The sequence below is a fragment of the Achromobacter piechaudii NBRC 102461 genome, assembly GCF_001571245.1.
Lineage (GTDB): Bacteria > Pseudomonadota > Gammaproteobacteria > Burkholderiales > Burkholderiaceae_B > Achromobacter > Achromobacter piechaudii.
In genome coordinates, this window is sequence record NZ_BCTK01000007.1 from 195,052 (window position 1) to 218,451 (window position 23,400).

Consider the following 23,400-nt stretch of genomic DNA (forward strand, 5'->3'; position numbering starts at 1 on the left):
CCATGTTGAATTGCGCAATTCATGGCGCCCAGGACCTGCGCCTGATCGAACAAGCGCCCGAACCATTGGGCGCAACGCAGGTAAGGGTGGGCGTCAAGGCCGTGGGCATCTGCGGCTCCGACCTGCACTATTACCGGCACGGCAAGGTGGGCGACTTCGTCATCCGCGAACCGCTGACCCCCGGGCACGAGGCCTCGGGCCAGGTGCTTGAGGTGGGCAAGGCCGTCACCAACGTCAAGCCGGGCGACCGCGTGGCGCTGGACCCGGCGCGCACCTGCGGCGTGTGCCGCTATTGCCGCCAGGGCGATTCCAACCATTGCGAAGCGGTGCACTTCTTTGGCAGCGCCAGCCGCTATCCGCACATGCAGGGCGCGATGCGCGAGCAGGTGGTGGTCGAGGCCAAGCAATGCCTGCCCGTGCCCGATGGCCTGTCATTCGAACTCGCCGCCTTTGGCGAACCGCTGGCCGTGGCCCTGCACGCGGTGCGCAGCGCTGGCAGCCTGTTGGGTAAGTCGGTGATGGTGGTGGGCGCGGGCCCGATTGGCGCGCTGATCCTGATGGCGGCGCGGCTGGCGGGGGCGAGCCAGGTGACGGTGGTGGACATCGTCGATGAGACGCTGGCCACCTGCGCGCGCGTGGGCGCCACGCGCACCATCAACGCGGCCACGGACCCCGCCGCCATCGACGCCTTGGCGGCGGGCAAGGGCACGCTCGACGTGTGCTTCGAAGCCTCGGGCAATTACGCCGGGCTGGCCAACTGCATACGCACGACGCGGCCGCGCGGGGTGATCGTCACCGTGGGCACCCTGAGCGGCAGCAGCGAGCAATGCCCCTTCAACCAGATCATGGTCAAGAGCCTGTCGGTGATCGGCAGCTTCCGCTTTGTCGACGAATACGCCTGGGCCGTGGATTACCTGAGCCGGGGCGTCCTGGATGTGTCGCCGCTCCTGACGGCGGCGGTGCCCGTGCAACAGGTGCATGACGCGTTCGCGTTGGCCGCCGACCGGCACAAGGCGATGAAAGTGATGGTGACGTTCTGATGCGCCGCTCGTTGCTCGCGTTCTAGCTCACGGAGCCTGACATGGAATTCGATTTTTCCCCCATCGTCGAGAACTGGCGATTCTTTGCCGGCGGCCTGGGTATCACCATCGCACTGAGCGCCATCACCGCCGTGTCCAGCATCCTCTTGGGCCTGGTGATTGCGCTGTTGCGCCTGTACGGCCCGCGTTGGCTGCGCATGGCGCTGGTGTTCTACATCGACAGCATGCGCGCCATACCGGTGCTGGTGGTGCTGGTGTGGATCTACTTCGCGTTTCCCCTGCTGGCGGGCGTTAACTTCGCGCCATTCTGGGCGGCGCTGGTGGCCCTGACGCTGCACATCGCGGCCTATTCGGCCGAGGTGATACGCGCCGGCATCGAATCGGTGCGGCCCGGCCAGATGCGCGCGGGGCTGGCGCTGGGCATGTCGCGCGCCCAGGCGCTGCGCAAGATCATTCTGCCGCAAGCCACCATCCGCATGCTGCCGGCCTTCGGGTCCGTGCTGACGGTAGCCATCAAGGACACGGCAATCGCCACCGTGATCGCGGTGCCCGAACTCATGCACAAGGCCGAGACGATCGCGGGGCAGAGCTATCGGCCCATTGAAGTCTTCACGGCGGTGATCGTCGCGTACTTCGTGATCCTGTTTCCGGTCACGCGCGGCGTCGATCGGCTTTATCAACGCTACGCACACCTGGGGCGGTCATGAATCTGGACTGGGGAATCATCTGGGATTCGCGCGACGTGCTGCTGCAGGGCGCGGCGATGACCATCATGCTGACGGTCGTCACGATGCTGCTGGCCGTGCCTGGCGGCATTGTGCTGGCGCTGATGCGGCTGTCGTCCAACCGCATCGCCAACGGCATCGCGGTGGCCATCGTGGAATTCTTTCGCAACCTGCCGCTGATCCTCGTGATCTATTGGGCCTTCTACGTGATGCCGATGGCGCTGGACGTCCAGTTCTCGGCGCTATCGACCGCGCTGGTCGCGCTGGTGCTGAACGTGTCCGCCTACAACTCCGAGACGTTTCGTGCCGGCATCAACTCCATCCGCAAGGGCCAGATGGAGGCCGCGCTGGCGATGGGCATGTCGCGCCATCAGGCGATGTTCAAGGTGCTGATCCCGCAGGCCGCGCGCCGCATCCTGCCGGTGCTGGCCAGCACGTGGATCTCGCTGTTCAAGGATACGTCGCTGGTGTCGGTGATCGCCGTGAGCGAACTGGCGTACGCGTCGATGCAGGTGCGCGCGCAGAGTTTTCGCGTGCTGGAAATGCTGACCGCGATGGCGGTGATCTATTGGCTGATGGGCTATCCGCAGGCCAAGCTGGTCGACTGGATTCATCGCAAATACGGAGTCAAGGAATGAACGACATGATCCTGGAACATGCGCCGGCCGCAAGCGCCGCGCGCAAGGGCGCCGACCAGCCGCCCGTGCTGGTCTACGAACACGTGCGCAAGGTGTATGGCGATTTCGTCGCGCTGAACGATGTGTCGTTGCAAGTGAACAAGGGCGAAGTGATGTGCCTTATCGGGCCGTCCGGCTCGGGTAAGTCGACCCTTCTGCGCTGCACCAACGCGCTGGAAAAGCTGGATGGCGGCCGCGTGCTGCTCGACGGCGTGGCGCTGCCGGAATCGGAATCCGAGGTGCGCCGGGTGCGCCAGCGCATGGGCATGGTGTTCCAGAGCTTCGAGCTTTTTCCACACAAGTCCGCGCTGGACAACGTGGCGATGGGGCCCATCACGGTGCTGGGCATGTCGCCCGAGGCGGCCCGCGCGCGCGCCATGGCGTTGCTGGAAAAGGTAGGCCTGGCCGCCAAGGCCGGCAACTTTCCCGCCAACCTGTCGGGCGGGCAGCAGCAGCGCGTGGCGATCGCCCGCGCGCTGGCGATGGAACCCGAAGTGATGCTGTTCGATGAGCCCACCTCGGCGCTCGACCCCGAAACCGTGGGCGAAGTGCTGAACGTGATGAAGAAGCTGGCGCAGGAAGGCATGACCATGATCGTTGTGACGCATGAAATGAGCTTTGCGCGGCGCGTGGCCAATTGGGTGGTGGTGTTCGAGAACGGCGCCATCCTCGAACAGGGCCCGCCCACGCAGATTTTCGACCACCCGCAAGTCGCCCGTACCCGGGACTTCCTCAGCCATCTGGGCTGGGAAGGCTAGGCTGCAAACTTAGAGCCGCTCTTAACGTCTCCTCGGAAAACCAAAATGAAAATTACGAATGCACGCGTGATCGTTTGTTCGCCGGGCCGCAACTTCGTGACCCTGAAAATAGAAACCGACCAGGGGCTGACCGGCATCGGCGATGCGACCCTGAACGGGCGCGAGCTGGCGGTGTCGGCGTATCTGACCGAGCATGTGATTCCCTGCCTGATCGGGCGCGATGCGCATCAGATCGAAGACATCTGGCAGTACCTGTACAAAGGTGCGTACTGGCGACGCGGCCCGGTCACGATGACCGCCATCGCCGCCGTCGATACCGCGCTGTGGGACCTGAAGGCCAAGGCGGCCGGCTTGCCGCTTTATCAGTTGCTGGGCGGCAAGAGCCGCAGCGGCGTCATGGTCTATGGCCACGCCAACGGCTCGGACATCGAGCACACGGTGGACGAAGTGCTGCGTTATGCCGACATGGGCTACCGCGCCATCCGCGCGCAAAGCGGCGTGCCGGGGCTGGACAAGGTCTATGGCGTGGGGCGCGGCAACCTGTTCTACGAACCCGCCGACGCCGACCTGCCCAGCGAACACGACTGGTCCACTGAAAAATACCTGCGCCACACGCCGCAGCTGTTTGAGCGGGTGCGTGAAAAGCTGGGCTTTGAACACCATCTGCTGCACGACGTGCATCACCGGCTGACGCCCATCGAGGCAGGGCGCTTGGGCAAATCGCTGGAACCCTACAACCTGTTCTGGATGGAAGACGCCACGCCCGCTGAAAACCAGGACGCCTTCCGCCTGATCCGGCAGCACACCACCACGCCGCTGGCCGTGGGCGAGATCTTCAACTCCATCTGGGACTGCAAGGACCTGGTGCAGAACCAGTTGATCGACTACATCCGGACCACGGTGGTGCACGCGGGCGGCATCACGCATCTGCGCCGCATCGCGGACCTGGCCTCGCTGTATCAAGTGCGCACCGGCTGCCATGGCGCAACCGACCTGTCGCCCGTCTGCATGGGCGCGGCGCTGCACTTCGATCTGTGGGTGCCCAACTTCGGCATCCAGGAATACATGCGTCATACCGAAGAGACCGACGCCGTCTTCCCGCACGCCTATACCTTCGACCAGGGCATGCTGTATCCGGGCGACGTGCCGGGTCACGGCGTGGACATCGATGAAAAGCTGGCCGCCAAGTATCCGTACAAGCGCGCCTACCTGCCGGTGAACCGCTTGCAGCAGGATGGCACGCTATGGAATTGGTAGCCGCCAACGCCGCGCGCCTGACCACGGAGCGCGTGGCGCAATTGCCGGCCGCCGTGGCGCGGCCTGGCTATGATCGCGCGGCAATGCGCGTGGGCATTGTGCATCTGGGCCTGGGCGCGTTCGTGCGCGCGCATCTGGCGGCGGTGAACGAGGCCGCGTTGGACGCGGGCGCAGACCCCTGCTGGGGCATTTGCGGCGTGTCGTTGCGGCAGGCGGATACGCGCGATGCGTTGGCGCCGCAGTCCGGGCTGTATGCGTTGGCGCTGCGCAGCGCGGACGCCGACGGCCATGAGCAGACCCGGATGGCGGTGATCGGCTGCCTGCTGGAAACGCTGGTTGCGCCGGAAGATCCGCAGGCCGTGCTGGCGCGCATCGCGCATGCGGACACGCGCATCGTCAGCGTGACGGTGACCGAAAAGGGCTATTGCCACGACCCGGCCAGCGGCCGCCTGAATCTGCTGCATCCCGACATCGTGCACGACCTGGCCCACCCGCTGGCCCCGCGCAGCACCATCGGCTTTCTGGTGTGGGGCCTGCGCCAGCGGCGCGCGGCGGGGCTTGGACCGATCACGCTGATGTCGCTGGACAACCTGCCCAGCAACGGCCATCTGCTGCGCGGCATGGTGCTGGCGTTCGCGCAGCAGGTGGATGCGGCGCTGGCCGCGTGGATCGAGGCGTTGTGCGCGTTTCCGTGTTCGATGGTGGACCGCATCGTGCCGCGCACGACCGACGGCGACCGGCGCGAGGTGGCGCACATGCTGGGCATGCACGACGCATGGCCCGTGCTGGCCGAACCCTATCTGGAATGGGTGGTGGAAGATCAGTTCGCGGCGGGCCGGCCGGACTGGAGCCTCGGCGGCGCGCGTTTCGTGGCCGAGGCCGCGCCGTTCGAAACCTTGAAGCTGCGCACCGTCAACGGCGCGCATTCGGCGTTGGCGTACCTGGCGGTGATGGCGGGCTGGGCGACGGTTGATCAGGCGATGGCGCAGCCGGCCTTGAAAGCCTATCTGGCGGCCTTGCTGCAAGAGGAAATCGTACCGACGTTGCCGCCGTTGCCGGGCCTGGACCTGACGCGTTATCAGCAACGGCTGTTACAGCGTTTCGAGAACCCGGCGTTAAAGCACCAGACCCGGCAGATTGCGATGGACGGGTCGCAGAAGTTGCCGCAGCGCCTCCTGGACACGGTGCGCGCGCGGCTGGCGGCGGACCTGCCGATAGGCAGGCTGGCCCTGGCCGTGGCGGCGTGGCTGCATTTTCTGCGTGGCGTAGACGAGGCCGGGCGCGCTTACGACATCCAGGACCCGCTGGCCGCGGAACTGGCGCAACGCTACGCCCAGGCGGAATATGCCGCGAGGCACACGGGCGCGGGGCCGGCCGCGCTGCTGGCCTGGACGCAGATGCTGACCGGTTTGCCGACGGTGTTCGCGGACCTGGGTGACGATCTGCGCTTTGTGCGGGCCGTTGCGCTGGCGGCGCACCGCTTGCGCAGCCAGGGTGTGGCTGGCGCGCTGGAGGCCGCGCAGCAAGAGGGAATCAGCCCGGCTTCCTGACCACGATCGTGGCCGTGTCGCTGGTGAAAGACGCGTCTTGCTTGACGTCGAAATGCGCGCGTACGACGTCGGGCGCGATGCCGAACATATGGCGCAAGGCCGCGACCAGCGTGTCCGGCGTGCGCATGCGCGTCACCCAGGTCTGGAATTCCAGCGGCAGGCGGCGGGGCGTCAGGCCTTCGAGCGTGAAGCCGGCCTCGGTCAGCATCCGCGTCCATTCGGCCACCGAGTAGTCGCGGACGTGGGACGTGTCGCGCAGGACTTCGATGGTTTGCAGCCACGTGTCCAGCAGCGGTTCGCCGGGGGACACGACATCGGCAAACACGGCCACGCCGCCCGGCTTGAGCACCCGGAACGCCTCGCGCAGCCCGCGCCCGGCGTCTTGCCAGTGGTGCGTGGAATAGCGCGACATCACGACATCGAATTCGGCATCGGCAAAGGGCAGGTATTCCGCCTTGCCCTGGCGCGTGGCCACGTTGGCCAGGCCGCGCTTGGCGGCTTCGCCCGCGACGACGTCCAGCATCTGTTGGGACAGGTCGTAGGCGGTCACGTCCTTGACCTCGGGGGCGACGTGAAAGGTCACGTGGCCGCCGCCACAGCCCAGGTCCAGCACGCGAGCCGTGGAGTGCGCGCGCGCGATGCCGGCCATTTGCAGCAGGTCTTCGCCCTGGGCGTGGACGGCGCTGGTCAGGTAGGCCGTGGCGCGGGGGCTGAATTGGCGGTCGACGGCGGCGTCGTGGGTGCTGGCGGTCATGGAAATCCTTGGTGGGCGTTGGGTGAGTGTCAGTTGCAGGCGCTAAGATAGGCCGGACTTTATACACGTACAAGCCCATTGCTTATCCTGGTATGACTACTTCCCCCCATAGCGCGGCCCATCAAGAAGGATCGCCCTTGCGCCGTCAGGCGCTGGGCGAATTCGTGCGCAGCGCGCGTTCACGCATCACGCCGCGCATGGCGGGTCTGCCCGAAGGCATGCGCCGCCGCACGCCGGGCCTGCGGCGCGAAGAAGTGGCGCAGCTGTGCGGCATCAGCGTCACCTGGTACACGTGGATCGAGCAGGGGCGGGAGGTCTCGGTGTCGCCCGCCGTGTGGTCGCGCATCGCGGGCGTGCTGCAACTGGCGCGGGCCGAACGCGCCTACCTGTTCGACCTGGCCGACTGCGCCGACCCTCATCACGCTCGTGACGACGCGGGCGCTGCCCCCGGCCCCTTGCAGGAATGCGTGGACGCCATCAACGCGCCGGCCTATGTGCTGGACCGCGCGTGGAACGTGCTGGCCTATAACGCGCCGCTGCGCGACTTGTTCGACAACTGGCCCGAGCGCGATCCCGAGCCCAACCTGTTGCGCTACATCTTCCTGGACCCGGCCGCGCGCGAACTGGTGGTCGATTGGGACCAGCGCGCGCGCCGTGTGGTGGCGGAATTCCGCGCCGATGCGGGCGCGCATCTGGACGAGTCGGGCGTGCTGACCCTGCTGGACACGCTGAATCGCCAAAGCCCGGTGTTTGCGCATTGGTGGACGCGTCACGCGGTAGTTGAACGCGAAGGCGGCTTGCGGGAATTCCAGCATCCGCGCGACGGCAGGCTGGCGTTTCAGCAGATCACGTTCCGGCTGGCCACGCATCCCGACCTGAAGCTGGTGATGCTGTTGAGCGGGTCGGCGCCCGAAGACGCGTAGCGCGCGACCGCCGGCCCGTTGTCGCGCCCTGGGGCTCAGGCCTTCACGGTAGAGAACAGGCTGTCCTGCATGCCGGCATCGACCAGCCCCTGCAAGAGCTTCTTGACCGGCGCGGGCAGGGCCATCGACGCCAGCTTGTCGGCGGGCACCCAGCGTTCGGGCACGGACGATTCGCGCAGGCTGGCGGCGCGCACCGGCACCAGCCAGGGGCGGATGTGCAGGCGGTAGTGGGTGAAAGTATGGGCGAAGGCGGCCAGTTCAAAGCGCTGTTCCGGTTCCAGGCCCAGCGCGCGCGAGGCGGCGTCGGGATCGCCCGCCACGTCGAATTCGGGCAGGCTCCAGAGCCCGCCCCAGATGCCGGGTTCGGGCCGCTGCTGCAACAGGAACGCGCCCTGATGCTGCAACACCAACATACAGGTCTCGCGTTCGGGGATGGCGCGGCGCACCTTGGGCGTGGGCAGTTCGGCCTGGCGGCCTTCGCGGCGCGCGACGCAGGTGTCGGCCATCGGGCAGCGCTCGCACGCGGGCTTGCCGCGCGTGCATAGCGTGGCGCCCAGATCCATCAGGCCTTGCGTGTAGGCCGCCATGTCCAGGCCGGGTGCGGCGTCGACCTGGGCGTCGGCCAATGCCCATAGCCGCGTTTCGACTTCGCGCTTGGCAGGGTCGCCGGCAATGCCGAAGTGGCGCGTGAAGACGCGCTTGACGTTGCCGTCCAGAATGGGCGAGCGCTCGCCATAGGCGAACGCGGCGATGGCGGCGGCGGTGGACCGGCCGATGCCGGGCAAGGTGGCGATGGCCTCTGCCGTCGGCGGAAAGCGCCCGTTCCAATCCTGTGCGATCTGCACGGCGCAGCGATGCAGGTTGCGCGCGCGGGCGTAGTAGCCCAGTCCCGCCCAGTACGGCATGACGTCTTCCTGGCTGGCCGCAGCCAGCGCGGCGACGTCCGGGAAGCGTTCAAGAAAGCGTTCGTAATAGGGAATCACGGTGGCTACTTGCGTTTGCTGCAACATGATCTCGGATAGCCAGATCCGATAAGGGTCACGCGTGTTTTGCCAGGGCAGATCGTGGCGGCCGTGCTGGCGTTGCCAGGCGACGATTCGAGGGGCGAAGTCCATGGCGGCAATTATCGCATCGCCCTATTGCCGGGGTGGGGGCGACCGGTTACAACTATCGGCACTACAGCGCACACGCGCCACGACCTCACTTTCACGGCCCTTGTTGGCCCGCGTGACCGTCAAGCGAGGCGGCGCGCGAAGCTGGAGGGGCATCCAGGATTTTGGAGCGGTCATGAATGCCCCCTTGACTCCCGCGTTGCGCGCGGCGCTTGAAACGGTCCTACTCGACGACAAATACACGCTGCAATCCGGCCGTGCCTGGATGAGCGGCATCCATGCCCTGGTGCGGCTGCCCATGATGCAGCGCGTGCGCGATGCGCAGGCCGGGCTGAACACGGCCGGTTTCGTGTCCGGCTACCGGGGCTCGCCGCTGGGCGGCGTGGACCAGAACATGTGGAAGGCGGCCAAGCACCTGAAGGCGCACCACGTTGAATTCCAGCCTGGCATCAACGAAGACCTTGCCGCCACGGCGGTCTGGGGATCGCAGCAGGTCAATCTTTTCCCCGGCGCGAAATACGACGGCGTGTTCGGCATGTGGTACGGCAAAGGGCCCGGCGTGGACCGCTGCGGCGACGTCTTCAAGCACGCGAACGCGGCCGGCACCTCGCGCCATGGCGGCGTGCTGGTGGTGGCGGGCGACGACCACCCGGCCAAGTCTTCCACCTTGCCGCATCAAAGCGATCACATCCTGAAAGCCTGCATGATTCCGGCGCTGTTTCCGTCCAGCGTGCAGGAAGTGCTGGACTATGGCCTGCATGGCTGGGCGATGAGCCGCTATGCCGGCGTGTGGGTGGGCATGAAGTGCATTACCGACATCGTCGAAGTGTCGGCCTCGGTGGACGTGGACCCGCAGCGCGTGCGGATCCAGTTGCCGGAAGATTTCATCCTGCCGCCGGATGGCCTGAACATCCGCGTGCCCGACACGCCGTTGCAACAAGAGGCGCGGCTGCTGGACTACAAGCTGTACGCGGCCTTGGCCTATGCGCGCGCCAACAAGCTGAACCGAGAGCTTTGGCACGTGCCGCAGCGCGATGCGCGCTTTGGCATCATGACGTCCGGCAAGGCCTACCTGGACACGCGCCAGGCGCTGTCGGACCTGGGCTTGACCGAGATGGTGTGCCAGCGCATCGGCCTGCGACTGTACAAGGTGGGCATGGTGTGGCCGCTGGAGTCCACCGGCATGCAGCAGTTCGCCGAAGGGCTGGACGAGATCCTGGTGGTCGAGGAAAAGCGCCAGGTGCTGGAGTACCAGCTCAAGGAAGAGTTGTTCAGCTGGATCGGCAGCGGCAAGAAGATTCCCCGCGTGGTCGGCAAGTTCGACGACAAGGACGGCGGCGAATGGTCGGTGCCGCAAGGCAATTGGCTGTTGCCGGCGCATTACGAATTTTCACCGGCGATGGTGGCCCGCGCCATCGCCGCGCGGCTGTTGCGCTTTGCCTTGCCCGATGACGTGCGCGCCGGCATCGAGGTGCGTCTGCAATTCATCCGCGAGCGCGAAGCGGCGCTGGCGCGGCCGCGCGTGGTTGAGGAGCGCAAGCCGTGGTTCTGTTCGGGCTGTCCGCACAACACGTCGACCCGGCTGCCGGAAGGTTCGCGCGGCATGGCGGGCATCGGCTGCCATTACATGGTGCGGTGGATGGATCGCAACACCGAGGTCTACACGCAGATGGGCGGCGAGGGCGTGCCCTGGATCGGGCAGGCGCCCTTCACCGAAGAGAAGCACGTGTTCGCCAACCTGGGCGACGGCACGTATTTCCATTCGGGCCTGTTGGCGATCCGCGCGGCGGTCGCCGCCAAGGTGCCCATCACGTACAAGATCCTGTTCAACGACGCGGTCGCCATGACGGGCGGGCAGCCGGTGGACGGCCCCATCAGCGTGCCGATGATTTCGCGGCAGATGGCGGCCGAGGGCATCGACAAGATCGTCGTGGTGACGGACGAGCCCGACAAATACAAAAGCGTGTCCGGCCTGGCGCCGAATGTGCCCGTCCTGCACCGCGATCAGCTGGACGCCGTCATGCGCGATCTGCGCGAACATCCGGGCGTGTCGGTGCTGATCTATGACCAGACCTGCGCCACCGAGAAGCGCCGTCGCCGCAAGCGTGCCGCGTATCCCGATCCCGCGCGCCGGGTCGTCATCAACGAACGCGTCTGCGAAGGCTGCGGCGACTGCTCCAAGGCGTCGCACTGCCTGTCGGTGGAACCGCTGGAAACGGAGTTCGGCCGCAAGCGCAAGATCAACCAATCCAGCTGCAATAAAGACTTTTCCTGTTTGAAGGGCTTTTGCCCCAGCTTCGTGACGGTGGAAGGGGGGCGGTTGAAAAAGCCGCAGGCCCTGTCGCAGGAAGGCGCGGCGGACGAGGGCGTGCCGCCGCCGCGCACGCTCGCGACGGACCAGCCCTATGGCGTCTTCATTGCCGGCGTGGGCGGCACGGGCGTGGTGACGATCGGGCAACTGCTGGGCATGGCCGCGCACCTGGAGGGCAAGGGCTGTTCGGTGCTGGACATGGCGGGCCTGGCGCAGAAAGGCGGCGCGGTCTATTCGCACGTGGTGTTGGCCGAATCGCCCGAGCATCTGCTGAACACGCGCGTGGCGATGGGCGAGGCCGATCTGCTGTTGGCGGGCGACCTTGTCGTGGCGACCAGCGCTGACAGCATGGCGCGTGTGCGCCCGGGCCGCACGCGAGTGCTGTTGAACAGCGACACCGCGCCCACGGCGGCTTTCGTGGCGAACCCGGACTGGACCTTGCCGGGTGCGGACCTCACGGCCGACCTGCAAGCCGCATGCGGCAAAGAGCACCTGTACGCGGTGGATGCGGCCGCGATGGCGCTGGCGTTGCTGGGCGACGCCATCTATTCGAACCCCCTGATGATGGGGTACGCCTATCAGAAGGGTTGGCTGCCGCTGTCGCGCGAAGCGCTGCTGCGCGCGATTGAATTGAATGGCCAGCAGGTTGCCAACAATATCGCGGCGTTCGGCTGGGGACGGCGCGCGGCGCATGACCCGGCTGGCGTGATGCAGCTGATGGCCAACGGCGGCATGCCCGTGGCGCCGCCGCAAGACATCATCGAGATCAAGCGCCCGCGCAGCGCCGCGCCAGTGACCGAGCTGAAAAAGCCCGCGGGCGAGCTGACGCAGGTGGTGGCGGTGCGCAAGGCATTCCTGACCGAGTACCAAGACGCGGCCTACGCGCGTCAATACACGGATCTGGTGGATAAGGTGGCGCGCGCGGAACACGAAGCCACCGGCACGCAGCGCCTGGCTCTGGCGGTGGCGCGCTATTACTTCAAGCTGATGGCCTACAAGGACGAATACGAAGTGGCGCGGCTGTATTCGGATGGCGCGTTCGTCAAGCAGGTCAGCGCTCAGTTCGAAGGCGACTGGAAGCTGCACTTCCATCTGGCGCCGCCGCTGTTCGCGCGGCGCGACAAAGAGGGTCGGCTCATCAAGCGCAGTTATGGGCCGGGCATGCTCAAGGCGTTCGGACTGCTGGCGAAGCTGCGGCGGCTGCGGGGAACCCGTTTGGATGTGTTTGGCTACACGGCGGAACGACGCGCCGAGCGCGCGCTGATCCAGGAGTACCGCGAGACGATGACGGCCATCCTGGCGAAATTGAATCGCGGGAATCTGGATCGTGCAGTGGCTTTGGCCAGCGTGCCGGAAGAGATCCGGGGATATGGCCATGTGAAGGAAGCGGCGCTGGAGCGGGCGGCGGCCACCCGGGAGGAATTACTGAAGGAGTTCAGCGCGCGCGTGGTGGCGATCGGGGTGCGCGCGGCTTGATGGGGGGCGAGAGCGGGAAAGACGCCAGGCACTCCCGTCTCAATGCCAGGAAAGCGGCGGCGCGGCTCGCGGCGCCGCGTGGCGCATCAGCCGCCCGCGCTCCAGCCTTTGGACAATTCAACTGCCTGGCGCCAGCGCTTCATTCTTGCGTCGCGCACGGCTTGCGGCCAGGCGGGCTCGAACGTGCGTTCGGCCTGCCACTTCGATGCAAACTCATCCAGGCCGCTCCAGAAGCCCACCGCCAATCCTGCCAGTCCGGCCGCGCCCAATGCGGTGGACTCGGGCACGCGCGGACGCACGACCGGTACTCCAAGCAGGTCGGCCTGCATCTGCATCAAGAGGTCGTTGCGGGCGGCGCCGCCGTCAACGCGTAGTTCGGTCAGCGCAATGCCGCTGTCGCCGTTCATGCAGGTCAGCAATTCGGCGCTTTGCAGCGCGATGGATTCCAGCGTGGCGCGGGCGATGTGCGCGCGGGTGGTGCCGCGCGTCAGGCCCACGAGGGTGCCGCGCGCGTAGGGATCCCAGTGCGGCGCGCCCAGGCCGGCAAATGCCGGCACCATGAAGACGTCATCGGTATCCGACACGCTGGCGGCAAGCGACTCGATTTCTTCCGAGCGCTGGATGATGCCCAGCCCGTCGCGCAGCCATTGGACCGCCGCGCCCGCCACGAAGACGCCGCCTTCAAGCATGTAGGTGGGCTTCCAACTGTCGGTGCCCGCTTGCGGCAGGCCCCAGCCTACGGTCGATAGCAGGTGATTCTTGGATTGCACCGGCTGGTCGCCCACGTTCATCAGCATGAAGCAGCCGGTGCCGTAGGTGTTCTTCGCCATGCCGGGGGTAAAGCAGGCCTGGCCGAACGTGGCGGCCTGCTGGTCGCCGGCCACGCCCGCGATGGGAATCGAGCCGCCCAGCCATTCGGGCAGGGCATCGCCCACCACCGCGCTGCTGGGCGCGATCTTGGGCAGCACGCTGCGCGGAATATTCAGCAGCGCCAGGATGTCGTCGTTCCAGTCCTGCGTGTGCAGGTCGAACAGCATGGTGCGCGACGCGTTGCTGCAATCCGTGCTGTGCACGGCCCCGCCGGTCAGTTGCCAGATCAGCCAGCTGTCGACCGTGCCAAAGGCCAGTTCACCGCGTTCGGCCATCTTGCGCGCGCCGGGCACGTGGTCCAGCAGCCAGGCAAGCTTGGTGCCCGAGAAATAGGCGTCCAGCACCAGGCCCGTGCGCGATTGCAGGAAGTCGGCATGCCCGTCCTGGCGCAGCTGGTCGCACATCGGTGCGGTGCGGCGGTCCTGCCAGACAATGGCGCGCGCCAACGGGCGGCCGGTCGCGCGTTCCCAGATCAGCGTGGTCTCGCGCTGGTTGGTGATGCCGATGGCGGCCACGTCGGCGGCGGTGGTGCCGGCGTTGCGCAAGGCTTCGCGCGCTACGTCCAATTGGCTGTGCCAGATTTCGCCGGCGTCGTGTTCGACCCAGCCCGGCCGGGGATAGTGCTGGCGGAATTCACGCTGGCCGACGCCGCGCACCACGCCTTCGCGGTCGAATACGATGGCCCGGGAGCTGGTCGTGCCCTGGTCCAGGGCTAGAACAAATTCATTCGTCGTCACTTTGTTTGGCGCCGTTCAGGTGTGCCCCGGCCTGCGGCTCAAGGCGTCTAAAAGAAAGGGTCGAGGCCATGCACATCAGGCCGATGACGATAAAGCCGGCGACCACGTCGCTGACGGCCAGCGTCTCGGCGCCGCGCAGTGACATGCTGACGTTCAGCGTCACCGCGGCCACGCCTACGCCCAGGCTGATCCCCAGTTGCTGCGCCATCGCGGCAAAGCTGCTGGCGCGGCTCATCTGCGAGGGGGGAATGTCGGCATAGGTTAGCGTATTTACCCCGGTGAATTGCAGCGATCTGAAGAAGCCGCCCACGAGCAAAATGGCGATCATCAGCCACACGGGCGTGGTCGGCGTGAAGGTGGCGCAGACCATGATGAACACACCGGTCAGCAGAGCGTTCACCGTCAGCACGCGGCGAAAGCCGAAGTGCCGGACGATGGGCGTGGCGACGAATTTCATCAAGAGCGCGCCGGCGGCGCTGGCGAACGTGATCAAGCCCGCCGAAAACGGAGACAGGCCAAAGCCCACCTGCAACAGCATGGCCAACAGGAAGGGCGTGGCGCCCACGGCGAAGCGGCAAAGATTGCCGCCCAGCGTCGAGATGGCGAAGGTCGGGATCCGCATCAGGGACAGATCGATGATGGGGTGCGCGATGCGCCGGGCGTGCCAGGCGTACAGAAAACCGCAGGCCGCGCCCACCGCGATCAGGCCCAGCAGCATCGGCAAGGGCATGACGTCGCGGCCGATGGCTTCAAAGCCGCTGACCAGCGCCGCCAGGCAGACCGCACTGAGCAAGAACCCCAGCCAGTCCAGCCGCGGCGCGGATTCTTCCTTGATTTCAGCCACATAGCGCAGCACCAGCGCAATGCCCAGCACGCCGATGGGGATGTTTATGAGGAAAATCCAGTGCCACGACATGTAGGTGACCATGAAGCCGCCCAGCGGCGGCCCGATCACCGGGCCGAGCAGCGCCGGGATGGACAGGAATGACATGGCTTTGAGCAGATCCTGCTTGGGCACGGTGCGCAGCAGGATGATGCGGCCCACCGGCACCATCATTGCGCCCGCCATCCCCTGGACGACGCGGGCCACCACCAGCTGGGGCAGGTCCTGCGAGATGGCGCAGGCCACGGAACTCAGGGTGAACAGCCCGATGGCGGCCACGAACACGCGGCGCGCGCCGTAGCGGTCGGCCGCCCAGCCGCTGACAGGCACAAACACGGCCACGGAAAGCAGGTAGGACGTGATCGCCACGTTCAAACGCACGGGCGTGGAACCCAGCGCCCGTGCCATGGCGGGCAGGGCGGTGGCCACGACGGTGGCGTCCAGCATCTGCATGAAGAGCGCACACCCCACGATGAACGGGATCATGCGCGCCGCGCGCACCGCATCCGGGGTTGAGGGCGGAGCGGGATTGGCTGCGGCTGCGGATTCGGCTGACATGGCGGGAGGGGGCGTTGGAAGCCTGACGATTGTAACGCCGTGGAATCCGCGCCGCGTGAAGTAAACTCCCGTCATCTGCAACCTACTGAAATTGGCGTCATGGCGACCAACTACGAATCCGAGATCACCCTTTTCCTGAAAGACTTCAAGAAGTCGCACCCTGGCACGGAAGAACGCCAGCGTGAAGGCCGCGCCCGTCTTTGGGACAAGCCGCAAGATCCGGAAGTGCTCGAAGGCTTCCGTGCAGCCCGCGTCCCGCAGAAACCCTACGTGTATTCGGCAGACTGAATCCCGTTGCGGCAGACATGTCCCGTAACCCTTCAGTTCCTGGCGAGGCGCTTGCCAAGCTAGTGGAACCGCCTGTGGACAGCACGCCAGACACCGTCGACAGCGTGGCGTTCGCGCGCCTGTACGGCGAGCCGCTGTTCCAGATGCCGACGGATCTGTACATTCCGCCGGACGCGCTGGAAGTGTTTCTTGAGGCATTCGAAGGGCCGCTGGACCTGTTGCTCTACCTGATCCGCAAGCAGAACTTCAACGTTCTGGACATCCCGATGGCGGATGTCACGCGGCAATATCTGTCCTATGTGGACCAGATCCGCATCACCAATCTTGAGCTGGCCGCCGAATATCTGCTGATGGCGGCCATGCTGATTGAAATCAAGTCGCGCATGCTGCTGCCGGTCAGGAAGACCGATACCGGCGAAGAACCCGAAGACCCGCGCGCCGAACTTGTGCGCCGCCTGCTTGAATACGAGCAGATGAAGCTGGCCGCGCAGAAGCTGGACAAGCTGCCGCAGCTGGGCCGCGACTTCGTCAGCAGCCAGGCCGTGGCCGACCTGAGCGTCGAGCGCATGATGCCCGAGGTCAGCGTCGATGATCTGCGCCAGGCCTGGGCCGACATCATGAAGCGGGCCAAGCTGAACCAGCACCATCACATCACGCGCGAACAATTGTCGGTGCGCGATCACATGACGCATATCCTGCGGCGCCTGAACGATGTGCGCTTCATGGAATTTGGCGACCTGTTCATGGAGCGCGTCCGCGAGGGCGCCCCGGCCGCGGTCGTCGTCGTGCACTTCATCGCCATGCTTGAGCTGGCCCGCGAATCCCTGCTGGAGATCACGCAGGCCGAGCCATACGCGCCCATCTATGTCCGCCTGGCTTATACCAGCGTGGCGGCGGTCGCGGCCTGATCCTGACCGGGCTGCCCCCAACCCCGGAGAGTCCCCTTGAAAGTCGTACACACCATCCAGGAATTGCGCGATCACCTGCGCGGCCAGAACCGCGTGTCGTTCGTGCCCACGATGGGCAATCTGCACGAAGGCCATCTGTCCTTGATGAAGCTGGCGCGTCAGCACGGCGACCCCGTGGTGGCCAGCATCTTCGTGAACCGCTTGCAGTTCGGGCCCAACGAGGACTTCGACCAGTATCCGCGCACGCTGGCCGCCGACATTGAAAAGCTGGAGCAGGCGCGCGACGTCTACGTGCTGTTCGCGCCGAATGAGCGCGAGATGTATCCCGAGCCGCAGAACTTCCGCGTGCAGCCGCCCGACGATCTGGGCGACATCCTGGAAGGCGAATTCCGCCCCGGCTTTTTCGAGGGCGTCAGCACGGTGGTGCTCAAGCTGTTCTCTTGCGTGCAGCCGCGCGTGGCGGTCTTCGGCAAGAAGGACTACCAACAGCTGATGGTGGTGCGCAATATGTGCCGCCAGTTCCAGCTGCCTGTCGAAGTCCTGGCCCATGAAACGGTGCGTGCCGATGACGGCCTGGCGCTGTCTTCGCGCAATCGCTACCTGACGGCCGACGAACGCGCCGAAGCCCCCGCGCTGTACGCCGCGCTGCAAAATATCGGACAGCGCCTTGCCCAGGGCGAGCGCAATGCCGAGGCCCTGGAACGCGACGCCATCGATACCCTGGCCCAGCGCGGCTGGAAGGTGGACTATGTGGCCCTGCGCCGCCAGCGCGATCTCAAGCGGCCCGAGGCCGCCGACCTGCAAGCCGGCGAACCCGTCGTGGTGCTGGCTGCCGCCAAGCTGGGCGCGACCCGGCTGATCGACAATCTGGAATTGGCCTACTCGGTCTGATTCGTTGTGACAAGGGCGGGCGACGCGTTTTTGCGGCGTCCCGACCCCTGACAGAATTGCCAGCTTTCGCCGTCGAGTACGGCCGGGCAGACTTCTTGTAATCCTACATTGCAAAAAAGAGTCGCCCCATGCGCGTTCCCCGCCCCGACCTTGATACGGCGCTTGCCGCTTTGACGCCCCGCGAACGGCAGATCGTCGACTATGTGGCTGCCGGGCGGCCGAACAAGGTCATTGCCATCGACCTTGGCATCTCGCTGCGTACCGCCGAGGCCCACCGCGCCCGTATCTTCGCCAAGCTCGAAACGCGCAACGCCATGCAGCTGGCTTGCCGCCTTTGCGCCCACGGCCGCTCTGGTGCATCGCCTCTTCTTGAGGCCGCGAAGAGAAACGACGTGGGGCAGGTGGCGGCGCCTGTTCGCCAGGGCGGTGTTGCCGCTGATAGGCAAGCGCTGGCAGGCGCTGCGCTGCACGCCGATTTTCCAATTGACCCGTCGCCGCTGGGCTGTTCCCCTATCGACTCGGTCGGCCCCTTGCCGGCCGCATCGCCGGCTTATCCAGCGGTGCTGTTTGAGTCCGCAGGGACCGGAAGGGTGCTGCATGAGCCAGGGCTGGAATACGGAGGCGCTCCCGATACGCCGGATGTGCCGGATGAGGGGCATGCTGATTCACGGGGTGTGCAGGCCGCGACTGAGGTATCCGATATCCCGGATGCTTCAGATACCTTGGATGTTTCCCATGCCACGGATAACCCCGATGCCTTGGATGCCTCAGATATCTCCAATGCCATCAACGACTAACCCGCGCGTGTGGCCCAGGCAAAAAAACGCCGGGCCTGACAAACAATATGTTCGTCAGGCCCGGCGGGATTCGGTAGCGCGGTGGTGCGGGTCAGCCCTGCAAGCTGTGGCAGGGCAGCGTCCAGCGCCAGTATCCTGGCGCCGACGCTATGTGCCGCTTACGGGCACTTGGGCGCAGAGGCCTTGGCCAGTTCGTCGATGGGGTCCGGGTCAGGCTGGCGGGTCAGGTTGTAGTTCAGGTTGGGCGTCTGGCCGGCAATGGAACGCACGCGCAGCACGTTGTTGGCCGCCACGATGAATTCAGCGCGGACATTGCCTTGGGCATCCATCATGATGACGCGCGGCGGGCGTTCGTCGGTGGCGTCCCAGCAGCCTTGCTCGGTAACGGCAGGGCCCTTGTTCGGGTCGTTGTCCAGATAAGCCGTGCGGCCACGCCAGCGGCCGTTGGGCGCCAGCGTCAGCGTGACGCGCTGCGCCGTGCATTGCATGGCGGGCGAGAAACACGGCAGCGTGCCCATATAGGTTTGCGGCTGCGGCACGAGGCTGTGCGCGGCGGCATTGGGCGCGGGAGCGGGGGTGGAAGCGGGTGCTGCTGCGGCGGCGGAGTGGTCGGCGCCTTCGGGCACGGGCTGGCCGTCTTCGGTGGTCTGGCCACCTGCGGCTTGCGCGGCTTGGTTCTGCGGTTTGCGGGCGTCGGGCTTCAAGGCGATCTGCACTTGCGACGGCGCGCGGATGACGCTGCGGTAGCCAGCGCCCGAACCCTGGTATTGGGCATCGGTCACCGTGCTTTCAGTCGGGGGGTCGTAATAGCCTTCGGTTTTCTGCTGGGCGCAGCCTGCGGCGCCCAGTGCAGCACCAGCCAGAAGCAGCCCCATGACGCTGAGTTTGCGGGATCGGGTAACGATATCGGCGCGGGCGGTCATGGCAGCTTATCCGTGAATTGAGTCTGTCTCCGATTTTACGCACTTATGCGAAGATTCGATACGTTCCCTTAGACACTCTTGGGTGTAGTCAGCACTTTATGCACAATAAACGACACGGTCGCCGTTTCGCCGCCCGCCTTTTGGCCGATGGCCCTGGCGTGGAATCGGACGCGCGCGTTCGTGAGGCCTGGGTTCATAGGGCCTGGGAATGAACGTCATGCATCACGCTTTCGACATGCCGTTGGCCGCCTTCATTGCATTGGCCGCACTTGCGGGTTTGTTCGTCGGCAATTGGCTGACGGTGCTGACCTATCGGCTACCCCGCATGATGGAACGCGAGTGGCAGGCGCAGTGCCTGGATGCCGTTGGCCGCGCGCGGCCCGATAGCCCCGACGGCCTGTTCCGACCCGCGTCGCATTGCCCGGCCTGCGAAGCGCCCGTGCAAGGCTGGCGCCGCCTGCCCTTGATCGGCTGGCTGTTGCTGCGTGGCCGATGCGGCGTATGCAATGCAGCCATCGCGTGGCGCTACCCGGCCATAGAACTATTGACCTGCGTATTGTTCGCGGCCTGTGCCTGGCGCTACGGTGCAACGCCCGTCGCCTTGTGCGCGATGGGCCTGTCGGCCATGTTGATTGCCTTGGGCTGGATCGATTTCGAAACCACGCTGCTGCCCGACGTGCTGACTCAGCCGCTGGTGTGGGCAGGGCTGCTGGTCAACCTGTTCGGCACCTTCACCACCTTGCCCCTGGCGGTGATCGGTGCGGTGGCGGGCTACGTATTCCTGTGGGTTATCTTCCACGTGTTCCGCCTGCTGACGGGACGCGAGGGCATGGGGTATGGCGACTTCAAGCTTCTGGCCGCGCTGGGCGCCTGGTTTGGCGCGGAGTCCCTGCCGATGTTGCTGCTTGGGGCCTCGCTGGTGGGGGTGCTGATCGGCGGCGCGCTGACCCTCAGCGGCCGCGCCGGTCGCGGTCAGCCGCTGCCTTTCGGTCCTTACCTGGCGCTGGCCGGTATCGTGATGTTGCTGCTGGGTGGCGACGCGGGTTTGTTGCTGTTGATGCGTTCGGCGTAGGCCGGGCGACGAAGGATGGACATCATGTTCAAGATTGGGCTGACGGGCGGCATCGGATCGGGCAAGACCCGCGTGGCCGACATGCTGCAAGAGTGGGGCGCGACCCTGGTCGACACCGACGAAATCGCGCGTGCATTGACGGCGCCCGGTGGCGCCGCCATGCCCGCGATAGAAGCGGAATTCGGCCCAAGCGCGTTGACGGCCGATGGCGCGCTCAACCGGGAATGGATGCGCGAGCGCGCGTTCTCGGATCCCGCAGCACGGCGGCGGCTTGAAGCCGTGCTGCATCCCATCATCACCGAAGAGACGCTGCGCCAGGCTGAGGCCGCGCGCGGATCGTATCTGGTCTTCGTCGTGCCGCTTTTGGTGGAGTCCCTGGCGCGATGGCGTAGCCGCGTGGATCGCATCTGCGTGGTCGACTGCGACCCCGATACACAGGTGGCTCGGGTGCAGGCTCGCAGCGGGCTGACGGAGCCCGCCATCAGGCGTATTATGGCGGCACAGGCTGCGCGGCAAACTCGCCTGGACATGGCCGACGACGTCATCACGAATGACGGTGCCACCTCGCCAGAGCAGTTGCGCGCGCAGGCAAAGACCTTGCATGACCGCTGGCTTGCGCTGGCGACCACAACGGGCCGCTAAGTGCATGCTTGGCCGGCACCCCTTCCATTCCGGCCGGCTGGCCGACTACTGATGGGCCTGTAAAAAAGCGTGATTGTTTACGAATACCCCTTCAATGAGCGCATCCGCGCTTACCTGCGATTGGAATACCTGTTCGACAGGCTTTTCTTCTTTGCCCAGGCAGGGGACTCACGCCAACATCAGGTCGCCGTTACTTCTCTTTTCGATTTGCTCGACGCGTGCGAACGCACCGACGTGAAGGGCGCCGTGTTGCAGGATCTGGAGCGCCAGCGCGTGGCGCTTGTGGGTCTGCGCGATCATCCCGGCGTGGCGCAGGATGCACTGGAAACCATGCTGCGCGAACTCGAAAGAGTCACAACGGCATTGGCCGCGCCTGGCAAGACCGGCCAGTCGCTGCGTGAAAACGAATGGTTGACCAGCTTGCGCGGACGCCTGTCCGTGCCGGGCAGCGCCACGCAAGTGGACATGCCTTCGTACTTTGCATGGCAGAACAAATCCGAAGCCGCCCGGCTTGCAGACTTGCAGGCCTGGATCACTCCTTTCCTGGCTCTGTACGAGGGGCTGACCCTGGCGTTGCGCCTGCTGCGCGAATCCGGGCGCAAGACCGACATCGTGGCCGAGCAGGGCGCGTACCAGCAGATGCTGGGCGGCAAGCAGTTTCAGTTGTTGCGCGTCTGGGTCGACCCCGAGCAGGGCGTGTTTCCCGAGATCAGCGCCAATAAGTACATGATCTGGATACGTTTTTCCACCCAGGACGGCGAATTCAAGCCGCAGCAGGTGGCGCGCGACGTCGGTTTCCAGATGACCTTGTGCAGCTCGTAGTCCGACTGTCTGGCGCTTTCCCTCCCGGCACGGCTTCCTGGACCGATTCCTGTTGCGGCCAGTTTCAACTGGCGCGCGCAATGCGTGAAATCGGGACTGACTAGTAGACAATACGGCTTTCTGCATCAGTGCCGGAACCGTTTCCATGTCCGAAAGTCGTCCTGTTTCCCCACCGTCCCGCTGGACCCGCCGCCGCGTTGTCGGATTGGCCGTGGTGTTGCTAGTGGTTGCCGGACTCGCCTGGCTGGTGCTGCGGCCCTCCGCCAAGCAGGGGGGGCCGGGCGGGGCGCGAGGCTCCGGAGGCGGCCGGCCGCCGGCGGCGGCGATGGCCAACCTGCCCGTGCCGGTGCGCATTGCTACCGCCACCAAGCAGGACATCGACATCTACCTCAAGTCCCTGGGCACCGTCACCGCGTACAACACGGTCACGGTGCGCAGCCGCGTCAGCGGCGAACTGGTCGAGGTGGCGTTTCAGGAAGGCCAGCAGGTCAAGGCCGGTGACCTGTTGGCGCAAGTGGATCCGCGCGCGTTCCAGGTCGCGCTGGATCAGGCGCGCGGCACGCAGATGCAGAACCTGGCCCAGCTCGAAAACGCGCGGCGCGACCTGCAACGCTACCAGGCGCTCTTCAAGCAGGACTCCATCGCCAAGCAGCAGGTCGACACCCAGGCCGCGCTGGTGCGCCAGTACGAAGGCACGGTCAAGAGCGACCAGGCCAATGTGGACAACGCCAAGCTCCAGCTGGATTACGCCCGCATCACCGCACCGATCAGCGGCCGGCTGGGCCTGCGCCAGGTCGACCGCGGCAACCTTGTGTCCAGCGCCGACGCCAACGGGCTGGTCGTCATCACCCAGACCCAACCGATTTCCGTCGTCTTCACGCTGCCCGAAACCCAACTGCCCGAAGTGCGCGCCGAAATCGCCGCTGGCCGGACGCTGGCCGTCGACGCCTATGACCGCGCCGACACCCGCCGTATCGCCACGGGCGTGCTGGAAACGCTGGACAACCAGATCGACGTCACCACCGGAACCTTGAAGCTGAAGGCCAAATTCGACAACGCCGACGACGCGCTCTTTCCGAATCAGTTCGTCAATGTGCGGCTGCACGTGCTGACCCGCAAGGACGTCACCGCCATTCCCACCGCCGCCATCCAGCAAGGCTCGGCCGGCGCGTTCGTCTTCCTGGTCCAGCCGGACGACACCATCGCCGTGCGCCAGGTCAAGCTGGGCGCCATCAACAACGGCATGGTCGCGGTGAACGAAGGGCTGCAACCGGGCGACCGCGTCGTCACGGAAGGCACCGACCGCCTGCGTGCCGGCGCCAAGGTTGAAATCGTGGGCGGAGCCGGCGTTATTCCCGCCACGCGCGACAAGACGCTGGGCGCGGGCGCGCCGGCCGGCACGACCCCGCCGTCGAAATAAGCCGAG

At 65.9% G+C, this 23,400-nt stretch carries 21 protein-coding genes; 16 read left to right on the forward strand and 5 right to left on the reverse strand.

Annotation, left to right across the window (positions count from 1 at the left end; translation table 11 throughout):
* The first annotated feature begins 2 nt into the window (after window positions 1–2).
* The 6 genes from API01S_RS18665 to API01S_RS18690 are packed head-to-tail and all read left to right on the forward strand — an operon-like array spanning window position 3 to window position 6,007.
* Window positions 3–1,040: an L-idonate 5-dehydrogenase gene (locus API01S_RS18665; RefSeq protein WP_061305768.1), complete on the forward strand. Its 1,038-nt coding sequence runs from the start codon at window positions 3–5 to the stop codon at window positions 1,038–1,040.
* A gap of 41 nt (window positions 1,041–1,081) precedes the next feature.
* Window positions 1,082–1,747: an amino acid ABC transporter permease gene (locus tag API01S_RS18670; protein ID WP_006217155.1), complete on the forward strand. Its 666-nt coding sequence runs from the start codon at window positions 1,082–1,084 to the stop codon at window positions 1,745–1,747.
* Window positions 1,744–2,403 carry an amino acid ABC transporter permease gene (locus tag API01S_RS18675; protein WP_061305770.1) on the forward strand — a complete coding sequence of 220 codons (660 nt, stop codon included), beginning with the start codon at window positions 1,744–1,746 and terminating at the stop codon, window positions 2,401–2,403. The genes API01S_RS18670 and API01S_RS18675 overlap by 4 nt, the downstream gene beginning before the upstream one ends.
* 5 nt (window positions 2,404–2,408) lie before the next feature.
* Window positions 2,409–3,200 carry an amino acid ABC transporter ATP-binding protein gene (locus tag API01S_RS18680; RefSeq protein ID WP_254598461.1) on the forward strand — a complete coding sequence of 264 codons (792 nt, stop codon included), beginning with the start codon at window positions 2,409–2,411 and terminating at the stop codon, window positions 3,198–3,200.
* Between the two features lie 45 nt (window positions 3,201–3,245).
* A complete protein-coding gene (gene manD / locus API01S_RS18685; protein WP_050730570.1) occupies window positions 3,246–4,457 on the forward strand; it encodes a D-mannonate dehydratase ManD in 1,212 nt (403 codons plus the stop codon).
* On the forward strand, window positions 4,445–6,007 hold the full coding sequence (locus tag API01S_RS18690) for a mannitol dehydrogenase family protein (RefSeq protein WP_061305772.1): 1,563 nt from the start codon (window positions 4,445–4,447) through the stop codon (window positions 6,005–6,007). The genes manD and API01S_RS18690 overlap by 13 nt, the downstream gene beginning before the upstream one ends.
* Here API01S_RS18690 and API01S_RS18695 read toward each other — a convergent pair.
* Window positions 5,991–6,761 (reverse strand): class I SAM-dependent methyltransferase, encoded by a 771-nt coding sequence (locus API01S_RS18695; protein ID WP_006217162.1) that lies wholly within the window; start codon window positions 6,759–6,761, stop codon window positions 5,991–5,993. The genes API01S_RS18690 and API01S_RS18695 overlap by 17 nt on opposite strands.
* 92 nt (window positions 6,762–6,853) lie before the next feature.
* On the opposite strand from API01S_RS18695, the gene API01S_RS18700 reads away from it, so the two are divergent.
* Window positions 6,854–7,684 carry a helix-turn-helix transcriptional regulator gene (locus API01S_RS18700; protein ID WP_050730573.1) on the forward strand — a complete coding sequence of 277 codons (831 nt, stop codon included), beginning with the start codon at window positions 6,854–6,856 and terminating at the stop codon, window positions 7,682–7,684.
* Between the two features lie 35 nt (window positions 7,685–7,719).
* On the opposite strand, the gene mutY is transcribed toward API01S_RS18700, so the two are convergent.
* Window positions 7,720–8,799 (reverse strand): A/G-specific adenine glycosylase, encoded by a 1,080-nt coding sequence (mutY, locus tag API01S_RS18705; protein WP_006217165.1) that lies wholly within the window; start codon window positions 8,797–8,799, stop codon window positions 7,720–7,722.
* A gap of 172 nt (window positions 8,800–8,971) precedes the next feature.
* On the opposite strand from mutY, the gene API01S_RS18710 reads away from it, so the two are divergent.
* On the forward strand, window positions 8,972–12,583 hold the full coding sequence (locus tag API01S_RS18710) for an indolepyruvate ferredoxin oxidoreductase family protein (protein WP_061305774.1): 3,612 nt from the start codon (window positions 8,972–8,974) through the stop codon (window positions 12,581–12,583).
* An 86-nt stretch (window positions 12,584–12,669) separates the two neighbouring features.
* Here API01S_RS18710 and glpK read toward each other — a convergent pair whose 3' ends face one another.
* On the reverse strand, window positions 12,670–14,190 hold the full coding sequence (gene glpK / locus API01S_RS18715; protein ID WP_061305776.1) for a glycerol kinase GlpK: 1,521 nt from the start codon (window positions 14,188–14,190) through the stop codon (window positions 12,670–12,672).
* Window positions 14,177–15,631 (reverse strand): DHA2 family efflux MFS transporter permease subunit, encoded by a 1,455-nt coding sequence (locus tag API01S_RS18720; protein WP_039882686.1) that lies wholly within the window; start codon window positions 15,629–15,631, stop codon window positions 14,177–14,179. Before API01S_RS18720 ends, glpK begins: the two co-directional genes overlap by 14 nt.
* A 99-nt stretch (window positions 15,632–15,730) precedes the next feature.
* Between API01S_RS18720 and API01S_RS18725 the strand changes: the two genes are divergently transcribed.
* From API01S_RS18725 to API01S_RS29530, 4 genes are all read left to right on the forward strand, one after another.
* Window positions 15,731–15,919 (forward strand): DUF3460 family protein, encoded by a 189-nt coding sequence (locus tag API01S_RS18725; protein ID WP_006217170.1) that lies wholly within the window; start codon window positions 15,731–15,733, stop codon window positions 15,917–15,919.
* A gap of 17 nt (window positions 15,920–15,936) precedes the next feature.
* Window positions 15,937–16,827, forward strand: a complete 891-nt coding sequence (locus tag API01S_RS18730) for a segregation and condensation protein A (RefSeq protein ID WP_039882690.1) — start codon at window positions 15,937–15,939, stop codon at window positions 16,825–16,827.
* Between the two features lie 36 nt (window positions 16,828–16,863).
* Window positions 16,864–17,718 (forward strand): pantoate--beta-alanine ligase, encoded by an 855-nt coding sequence (panC, locus tag API01S_RS18735; protein ID WP_006217172.1) that lies wholly within the window; start codon window positions 16,864–16,866, stop codon window positions 17,716–17,718.
* 128 nt (window positions 17,719–17,846) lie between these two features.
* Entirely contained in the window at window positions 17,847–18,515 is a 669-nt protein-coding gene (locus API01S_RS29530; RefSeq protein ID WP_255221303.1) for a response regulator transcription factor, read from the forward strand.
* A gap of 158 nt (window positions 18,516–18,673) precedes the next feature.
* On the opposite strand, the gene API01S_RS18745 is transcribed toward API01S_RS29530, so the two are convergent.
* The gene (locus API01S_RS18745) at window positions 18,674–19,438 is read right to left on the reverse strand and encodes a copper resistance protein NlpE N-terminal domain-containing protein (protein WP_061305777.1); all 765 of its coding nucleotides are present in this window, start codon (window positions 19,436–19,438) and stop codon (window positions 18,674–18,676) included.
* Between the two features lie 217 nt (window positions 19,439–19,655).
* On the opposite strand from API01S_RS18745, the gene API01S_RS18750 reads away from it, so the two are divergent.
* The 4 genes from API01S_RS18750 to API01S_RS18765 all read left to right on the forward strand — a co-directional run bounded on the left by API01S_RS18750 (window position 19,656) and on the right by API01S_RS18765 (window position 23,394).
* Window positions 19,656–20,510 (forward strand): prepilin peptidase, encoded by an 855-nt coding sequence (locus tag API01S_RS18750; RefSeq protein WP_061305877.1) that lies wholly within the window; start codon window positions 19,656–19,658, stop codon window positions 20,508–20,510.
* 24 nt (window positions 20,511–20,534) lie between these two features.
* Complete coding sequence (coaE, locus tag API01S_RS18755; RefSeq protein ID WP_061305879.1) at window positions 20,535–21,152, forward strand: dephospho-CoA kinase; 618 nt, start codon at window positions 20,535–20,537, stop codon at window positions 21,150–21,152.
* A 69-nt stretch (window positions 21,153–21,221) separates the two neighbouring features.
* The gene (gene zapD / locus API01S_RS18760) at window positions 21,222–21,974 is read left to right on the forward strand and encodes a cell division protein ZapD (RefSeq protein WP_050730580.1); all 753 of its coding nucleotides are present in this window, start codon (window positions 21,222–21,224) and stop codon (window positions 21,972–21,974) included.
* A 145-nt stretch (window positions 21,975–22,119) separates the two neighbouring features.
* On the forward strand, window positions 22,120–23,394 hold the full coding sequence (locus API01S_RS18765; protein WP_039882691.1) for an MdtA/MuxA family multidrug efflux RND transporter periplasmic adaptor subunit: 1,275 nt from the start codon (window positions 22,120–22,122) through the stop codon (window positions 23,392–23,394).
* The last annotated feature ends 6 nt before the right edge of the window (window positions 23,395–23,400 follow it).

Excerpts from the sequence above, each read along its gene's own strand:
- API01S_RS18665 (WP_061305768.1), top strand. The coding sequence starts at position 3 with ATGTTGAATTGCGCAATTCATGGCGCCCAGGACCTGCGCCTGATCGAA.
- API01S_RS18670 (WP_006217155.1), top strand. The coding sequence starts at position 1,082 with ATGGAATTCGATTTTTCCCCCATCGTCGAGAACTGGCGATTCTTTGCC.
- API01S_RS18675 (WP_061305770.1), top strand. The coding sequence starts at position 1,744 with ATGAATCTGGACTGGGGAATCATCTGGGATTCGCGCGACGTGCTGCTG.
- API01S_RS18680 (WP_254598461.1), top strand. The coding sequence starts at position 2,409 with ATGATCCTGGAACATGCGCCGGCCGCAAGCGCCGCGCGCAAGGGCGCC.
- manD (WP_050730570.1), top strand. The coding sequence starts at position 3,246 with ATGAAAATTACGAATGCACGCGTGATCGTTTGTTCGCCGGGCCGCAAC.
- API01S_RS18690 (WP_061305772.1), top strand. The coding sequence starts at position 4,445 with ATGGAATTGGTAGCCGCCAACGCCGCGCGCCTGACCACGGAGCGCGTG.
- API01S_RS18695 (WP_006217162.1), bottom strand. The coding sequence starts at position 6,761 with ATGACCGCCAGCACCCACGACGCCGCCGTCGACCGCCAATTCAGCCCC.
- API01S_RS18700 (WP_050730573.1), top strand. The coding sequence starts at position 6,854 with ATGACTACTTCCCCCCATAGCGCGGCCCATCAAGAAGGATCGCCCTTG.
- mutY (WP_006217165.1), bottom strand. The coding sequence starts at position 8,799 with ATGGACTTCGCCCCTCGAATCGTCGCCTGGCAACGCCAGCACGGCCGC.
- API01S_RS18710 (WP_061305774.1), top strand. The coding sequence starts at position 8,972 with ATGAATGCCCCCTTGACTCCCGCGTTGCGCGCGGCGCTTGAAACGGTC.
- API01S_RS18720 (WP_039882686.1), bottom strand. The coding sequence starts at position 15,631 with ATGTCAGCCGAATCCGCAGCCGCAGCCAATCCCGCTCCGCCCTCAACC.
- API01S_RS18725 (WP_006217170.1), top strand. The coding sequence starts at position 15,731 with ATGGCGACCAACTACGAATCCGAGATCACCCTTTTCCTGAAAGACTTC.
- API01S_RS18730 (WP_039882690.1), top strand. The coding sequence starts at position 15,937 with ATGTCCCGTAACCCTTCAGTTCCTGGCGAGGCGCTTGCCAAGCTAGTG.
- API01S_RS29530 (WP_255221303.1), top strand. The coding sequence starts at position 17,847 with ATGCGCGTTCCCCGCCCCGACCTTGATACGGCGCTTGCCGCTTTGACG.
- API01S_RS18745 (WP_061305777.1), bottom strand. The coding sequence starts at position 19,438 with ATGACCGCCCGCGCCGATATCGTTACCCGATCCCGCAAACTCAGCGTC.
- API01S_RS18750 (WP_061305877.1), top strand. The coding sequence starts at position 19,656 with ATGCATCACGCTTTCGACATGCCGTTGGCCGCCTTCATTGCATTGGCC.
- coaE (WP_061305879.1), top strand. The coding sequence starts at position 20,535 with ATGTTCAAGATTGGGCTGACGGGCGGCATCGGATCGGGCAAGACCCGC.
- API01S_RS18765 (WP_039882691.1), top strand. The coding sequence starts at position 22,120 with ATGTCCGAAAGTCGTCCTGTTTCCCCACCGTCCCGCTGGACCCGCCGC.